The sequence below is a fragment of the Chryseobacterium mucoviscidosis genome, from assembly GCF_002177115.1.
Lineage (GTDB): Bacteria > Bacteroidota > Bacteroidia > Flavobacteriales > Weeksellaceae > Chryseobacterium > Chryseobacterium mucoviscidosis.
On sequence record NZ_MVAG01000207.1, the window covers coordinates 1 to 5,925 of the forward strand.

A 5,925-nucleotide genomic window follows, 5' to 3' on the forward strand; every position below is an offset into this window, starting at 1 on the left:
ACACCGGATCACAGGATTATACTTCCGCTCTGCATTGTATGATGATCCTTCGTTGGACGGCTCAATAGCGAAACATTCTTACCTGAAGAACCGTTCCGGAATTTATCCCGGATATCCGAAAAAAGAAACCCAAAAACTCATTCTTACGGAGGCTATTATCGATTGTGCAACTTTACTTCAGATACAGCCAATTGCCAATAGCTATTCGCTAATTGCTTGTTTTGGAACGAACGGATTGAATGAAGAAATTTCACAGGCAATACAGGAATGGTGTCATTCTGAGCAAAGCGAAGAATCTAAAGAAATTATCTTTTGTTTTGATAACGATGAAGCGGGAAAAAAGGCGGTTGAAAAGTACTCCAAAGAATTTATTAAGAATGATCCGAAACTTAAAATCTCTACCGTAGAATTACCCTGCAAAGATGTTAACGAAACACTGCAACTGCACGATGAAAGTATTTTCACCCAGCTTTTGGAAGAAAGGAAGATTTTATTTTCATCTGAAAAAAGAGACTCCCAAATTACGCAGAACGACACGCGCACTGTCATTCTGACGAAGGAAGAATCTCTAAAAACCAACAACGATCAACCCAAAACAGCAACCGACTTTTTACAGCAAAAGGATCTACTAAAAAATCTAAATCAGCTCATAGAAAAAGCGGGAATCATCGGCGAAGAACAGTCCAGACTGCTTTTATTTTTAATTACGATCAGCTATTTAAATAAAAGTCCTTTGCACGGAATTGTACAGGGAAGCTCAGGAAGCGGAAAGACGCATATTATAAGCAGGATTGCGGATTTAATGCCACAGGAAGATGTTCTTAGATTTACAAGAATTACAGAATCCAGTTTATACAATTGGGGCGAGTTCGATTTATTCCAAAAGATCATCATCATTGAAGATCTGGACGGATTAAAAGAAGATGTGCTGTATGCGCTGAGAGAATTTATCTCGAATCAGGTTCTGAGAAGTTCAGTTACCATCAAAGACAAAAAAGGAAATAATAAATCTTCCCATAAGATTGTAAAAGGACAGTTCAGCAGTTTAAGTGCAACAACAAAAGGCGAAACGTATGAGGATAATATGAGCCGAAGTTTTTTACTGGCAGTCGATGAAAGCAAGGAACAGACACAAAGAATTATCCACTATCAAAACCAAAGGAACGCAGGAGAAATCGACCGCAACGAACAAAATTGGGCGACGAACTTCGTCCAGAAAATCGTAAGAAATTTAAAGCATTACGAGGTCATTAATCCATTTGCTACCAAACTGAATCTTCCTGAAAAAGTCCATAAAATAAGACGTTTAAACGAAATGTATCAGGCGGTAATAAAGCAGGTTACTTTTATTAATCAATATCAGAGAGAAGTTAAAAACGGTTATCTGATAACAGAAATTGAAGATATCGAACAGGCTACAGAAGTACTGTTTGAAAGTATTGTTTTAAAAGTGGATGAGTTAGACGGAAGTTTACGGCAGTTCTTTGAAAGATTAAAAAAGTATGTAAAAAATGAACATCAGGAATTTATTTTAAGAGATATAAGACAGGAGTTCAATATCAGTAAAACACAGATGTTTAGACATATACAAACCCTTTTAGAATTAGATTACATTAAACAGACCGGAGGTTTTGCCAACAAAGGAATAAAATACAAAATCAGCTATTGGGATAATCACCAAAAACTAAGAACCGAAATCAAAGAGTTTTTGCAGAATCAAATCCGACAGTTGAAGAACGCCAATGGAACACAAAAGGAACACTAACGGAACGCTAAATAATAAAGTACGACAGTGTAACTCATTTAAAATATATCATTTATAATTTAAAATCACTCTGGCGTTCCACAATAAAAAATATCGAGTAAGCAAAACAGTCATACATGGCAACACTCTACACAAAAGTTTATGAGCAGGAAGTATTAAACTATAAAATCCATTTAGAAATCTTAGGCTACAGCCCTTTAACGGTAAAAGAGAAATATCTTTATTTAAAAGCATTCTTTAAGCATCTGGAAGAAAATAAGATCTTTGCTTTAGAAGAAATACAGACCAAAGATATCGCAGGATATTACACCGCCTTACAGCAAAAAAGAAATGGCATCACAGGAGCATTGCTCACGAAAGAAAACGTACAGGGAAGAATGCGGATGATCCAGAAATACTTCAGCTATTTAACAGAAACAGGAACCCTTCTGAAAAGTCCGGCATCGGCTTTTATCTTTTCAACGGAAACCGAAAAAAGAGAGCGGATTATTTTTACTCAGGAACAAATCGGAGAACTTTACAAAGCAGCCGAAAACCTACAGGAAAAAGCCATTTTACATTTAGCCTACGGATGCGGACTGAGAGCCGGAGAACTGGTAAAAATCAACAGAGAAGATATCCATCTTCAGGAAAATGCAGTGATTGTGGAAAAAGGGAAAAACAATAAAAGGCGAATGATCCCCATTACTGAAAAAGTGAAAGAAGAATTACAGGAGTTTATTTTTTCAATTGAAATCGATGAAAGAGATTCGCTGACTTTACAGAGGCAAAACCAACAACGACCAACGAACAACCGACATCTGTTTTACAACACGGAAAACCGCAGAATGCAATCCGGAAGTTTTGTGAGAGTTTTAAAAAGGCTTCTTCAGAAAACAGAATTTGGAAAGAAATTAACAACACAGCAATTGCGCAAAATAGGAATCCATACCCTTCGGCACTCCATCGCCACCCATCTTTTAGAAAACGGAATGAAGCTTGAGCAGATCCAGTACTTTTTGGGACACGACCATATTGAAACCACAGAAATCTATACCCACATTAATCGACAGCAATTAGATAATTTGAAAATGTGATCATTTAAAAATGAAAACTCTTGAGCAATATTTACAGGAAAAATACAGCAGAAGATCTTATAAAGTTCATGGCTACATGATTGGTAAATATTTAGAGTACATCGGAAGAAAAGCAACAACTGCGCAGTACAAAGATATTTTACAGTTCATCGCCCATCTCCGGAAGAATGAAAACTACACTCCGGAATCTGTTAAACGCTATTTGTCTGAAGTAAAGATTTATTACAATTACCTATTGGAAACCGGACTTCGGAACGATCATCCGTGCAGGGAGCTGTATTTAAAAGACAAGATCAGCAAGCAGATAAAAGTAGACCGTTTATACAGCGAAGAAACATTAGAGAACTATCTGGAAAAAATACGGAAAGATCCTGATGGAAAACTCAAAAAAAGAAACGAAGTGATTATAAGCTTATTGGTATACCAAGCCTTAACAGTGGCGGAAATCTGCAACCTGAATATCGAAGATATCAATCTGGAAAAAGCAGAAATCTACATTAAATCCGGACACAGAAAAAAAACAAGAACACTTCCGTTAAAAGCCTGTCAGATCCTCTTATTTTACCATTACCTTAAAGAAGATTATCCTGAGCTGACGAAATATTTAAAAAGAGATTCTGCGGAAGGATCAGAGCCTGAAAAACTGATTACAGGAAGATTACAGGAAGAAGTAAAACCGAATGCTTTAAACCGGATGATTAATAAAGGAAGAAAACCGGAAGAAATGCTGAAGCCTGTAAAAATCCGCCAGAGCGTGATTGCCCATCTTTTAAAAAAAGAAAACGATACAAGAATCGTTCAGGTTTTTGCAGGACACAACAGGGCTTCCACAACCATACAGTACAAACAGACCGAACTGGAAATACTGAAAAACGCCATCAATACTTTTCATCCGATACAATAAACCCAAAACGCCGCAGCAAATTACATAATCAAAATTATACGCAAAGCAGCCGCTAAACGTTGTCTTCCACTCCGGCAAGCTTCGTTACTGGCAAATCCCTCATTGCCTATAATTTGAGATTATGCAAAATGCTTTCCTACGCTTCGTGGAAACCACTCCGCTTCCATCGCTTCCCAACCGCTTCCCCGAATCTTTCCCGGAGCTGAAAAATACCTTTTTTGTCTACACGTCCCACCCTGAATAAGGAAAAATGCGCCAACGCTCTTTACGTCTTTGATTGAAATGACACGGTGGATTAGCAATAAAAATATTAAAATGTGGATAAAGCCGAAGCTGAAACCATCAACTATTTTACCCACATTTTAACATTTTACAACACCGACAACAAGAAATATTTGTCATAAAAAGAATGTGGATTTATGGAAAAAATCCAAAGCTGAATCCCGACTCAGTTTTTTCCACAAGTCCACATTTTGGGCAGCACCAACAACAAAACCACCTGAACCACAAAACAAATCTAAAAAGATATATATTTGTATCAAATAAAATAGTCCGCTCTGACCAGCGGACTATAAAAATTAAGTTAATTGAAAGTGATTGTGTACTATTATTTGCAATCACTTTTTTACTTTCCTGCGTTTTTAGAAACAATGACAAAACTTATCATTGCTAGAATAACTAAGAAAAGCATTCCGAGAAAAAGTACTGACTCATTCATTGTCTTGCAAATATAGTTGCATGCTTGTTTTATTACAAGCTGAAACACGGATACATAAAGCAATACTTTAATAATTATATGGTTTAAAAACCGTTTTTATTACATCATTTTTTGAAGAGTATATAAATGGTATATTTTATTCTAAAAATATAGGATTTTTTCAATTGAAATAAAAAATAGGGAAAACCCCATTTTTTTGTTCATTTTAAATCCCTATTTTTGAAACCGCTGAACAGAGAGGCGTTCAAAAAAGTAAAGTTCAGGCGAAGGAAAATGAGCCCTCGCGCGAGGGAAAAATGAAGTTGGTGTTGCAGGCGGTGGAGGAAGTAGCACTACGGATTCTACCCCTAAAAACACCGGTCCTAATCTTATACAAAGAATTGGGAATTTCTTCAGTAACCTTTTTGGAGGAAAGAAAAGTACTGCATCAGGACATAACGTAAAAGCAACCGTAATAGATATTGCTTTCATTCCGGAAGGAGTTGCTGAAGGGTCTATTTCTGCCAGTTTAAGAGGTGCTGGAACGGGTTTGTTTTCTACGGCTGATCTTACAGCAGGAGCCATATTTGTGCCTACAATGATTGGAGAGCCAGAATTTAACTGGACAAGACAATTTGATGTACCTACAGATATACCAATAACAACGACCGGTGACCCCCAAAATAACCCTTTATATCTATATCGAAACATGTTGGCAGTTGGAAATATTCCTGTGTTAGGTCAAAATAGATTTACTTTAGGAATCCGACCTCTTGACATTGGTGGCAAAATAGGAACAGAATATGTATATCCATCTTCTTTAGAAGGGTTGTCAACAACATTAGGAATAGGAAATGCAATACCTCCAAATGTACCAAATGCCACCGATAAAACGACTTTATTTAGAATAAATGCAGCTCTTCTACCTGCGCAAGGATTAATTCCAGCTCCGATTGAGGGAAATTATTATAGAGTGATTCCTGCGTATAGAATGACTGCTCAAGAGTTTAACTGGATCAATCGCAAAACTTGGGGGCTATGCAAAAAGTTTAGTTAATCTGAATAGAAAGAAAGTTCTGTCTTTTACCCCTCGAAGTTGTAGTCTGAAGTTTTTAATTTTCGCATTAAAAGATTCCGCAGCAGCATTGGTGCTTCTTGCTTCAAAATAATTGAGAATATCGTTGTAATGATTTATAATGGTATTCTTTAGTGTAGAAAATGATTTAAAACCCGACTCTTCAACATCCTTAAACCAATGAGCCAACTTCAACATGGCAACGGATTTTGTTATATTTTGATTGTATATTTTTCTTAAACTATCCGATAAATGGTAGATTTTTTCTAAATCGGGATATTCTCTAAACAGGATCTTTACCCGTTTACTTTGATTTTCTGTCCATTTTTCCCTGCTTTTGTAAAGTAAATACCGGCTTCTTGCCAGAAGTTGTTTTCGGGTATCTCCGTTTTCAAAAATATGAATGTA

General features: G+C 36.5%; 7 protein-coding genes. 4 read left to right on the forward strand and 3 right to left on the reverse strand.

The window, feature by feature from the left end:
- The 3 genes from B0E34_RS20590 to B0E34_RS20600 form a co-directional block, all read left to right on the forward strand.
- Positions 1–1,765: MTBMA_p00010-related P-loop-containing protein (locus B0E34_RS20590; protein ID WP_106408108.1), on the forward strand; the 1,765-nt coding region annotated here is incomplete at its 5' end.
- 116 nt (positions 1,766–1,881) lie between these two features.
- Positions 1,882–2,841 (forward strand): tyrosine-type recombinase/integrase, encoded by a 960-nt coding sequence (locus B0E34_RS20595; RefSeq protein ID WP_087712430.1) that lies wholly within the window; start codon positions 1,882–1,884, stop codon positions 2,839–2,841.
- Between the two features lie 10 nt (positions 2,842–2,851).
- The gene (locus B0E34_RS20600) at positions 2,852–3,745 is read left to right on the forward strand and encodes a tyrosine-type recombinase/integrase (protein WP_087712431.1); all 894 of its coding nucleotides are present in this window, start codon (positions 2,852–2,854) and stop codon (positions 3,743–3,745) included.
- Positions 3,746–3,864: 119 nt separating this feature from the next.
- Here B0E34_RS20600 and B0E34_RS20605 read toward each other — a convergent pair whose 3' ends face one another.
- Together B0E34_RS20605 and B0E34_RS20610 are read right to left on the reverse strand one after the other, a co-directional pair.
- The gene (locus B0E34_RS20605; protein WP_087712432.1) at positions 3,865–4,104 is read right to left on the reverse strand and encodes a hypothetical protein; all 240 of its coding nucleotides are present in this window, start codon (positions 4,102–4,104) and stop codon (positions 3,865–3,867) included.
- A 572-nt stretch (positions 4,105–4,676) separates the two neighbouring features.
- Positions 4,677–5,027 (reverse strand): hypothetical protein, encoded by a 351-nt coding sequence (locus tag B0E34_RS20610; protein WP_087712433.1) that lies wholly within the window; start codon positions 5,025–5,027, stop codon positions 4,677–4,679.
- A gap of 13 nt (positions 5,028–5,040) precedes the next feature.
- Here B0E34_RS20610 and B0E34_RS20615 point away from each other — a divergent pair, with 13 nt between their 5' ends.
- The gene (locus tag B0E34_RS20615; protein ID WP_087712434.1) at positions 5,041–5,499 is read left to right on the forward strand and encodes a hypothetical protein; all 459 of its coding nucleotides are present in this window, start codon (positions 5,041–5,043) and stop codon (positions 5,497–5,499) included.
- On the opposite strand, the gene B0E34_RS20620 is transcribed toward B0E34_RS20615, so the two are convergent.
- The coding region (locus B0E34_RS20620; RefSeq protein ID WP_165763043.1) for a transposase at positions 5,479–5,925 on the reverse strand (447 nt) is incomplete at its 5' end. The two genes, B0E34_RS20615 and B0E34_RS20620, sit on opposite strands and share 21 nt — an antisense overlap.

Bases quoted from the DNA above. Each gene is read 5' to 3' on its own strand.
- B0E34_RS20615 (WP_087712434.1), top strand. From the start codon at position 5,041: ATGATTGGAGAGCCAGAATTTAACTGGACAAGACAATTTGATGTACCT.
- B0E34_RS20595 (WP_087712430.1), top strand. From the start codon at position 1,882: ATGGCAACACTCTACACAAAAGTTTATGAGCAGGAAGTATTAAACTAT.
- B0E34_RS20600 (WP_087712431.1), top strand. From the start codon at position 2,852: ATGAAAACTCTTGAGCAATATTTACAGGAAAAATACAGCAGAAGATCT.
- B0E34_RS20610 (WP_087712433.1), bottom strand. From the start codon at position 5,027: ATGGCTCCTGCTGTAAGATCAGCCGTAGAAAACAAACCCGTTCCAGCA.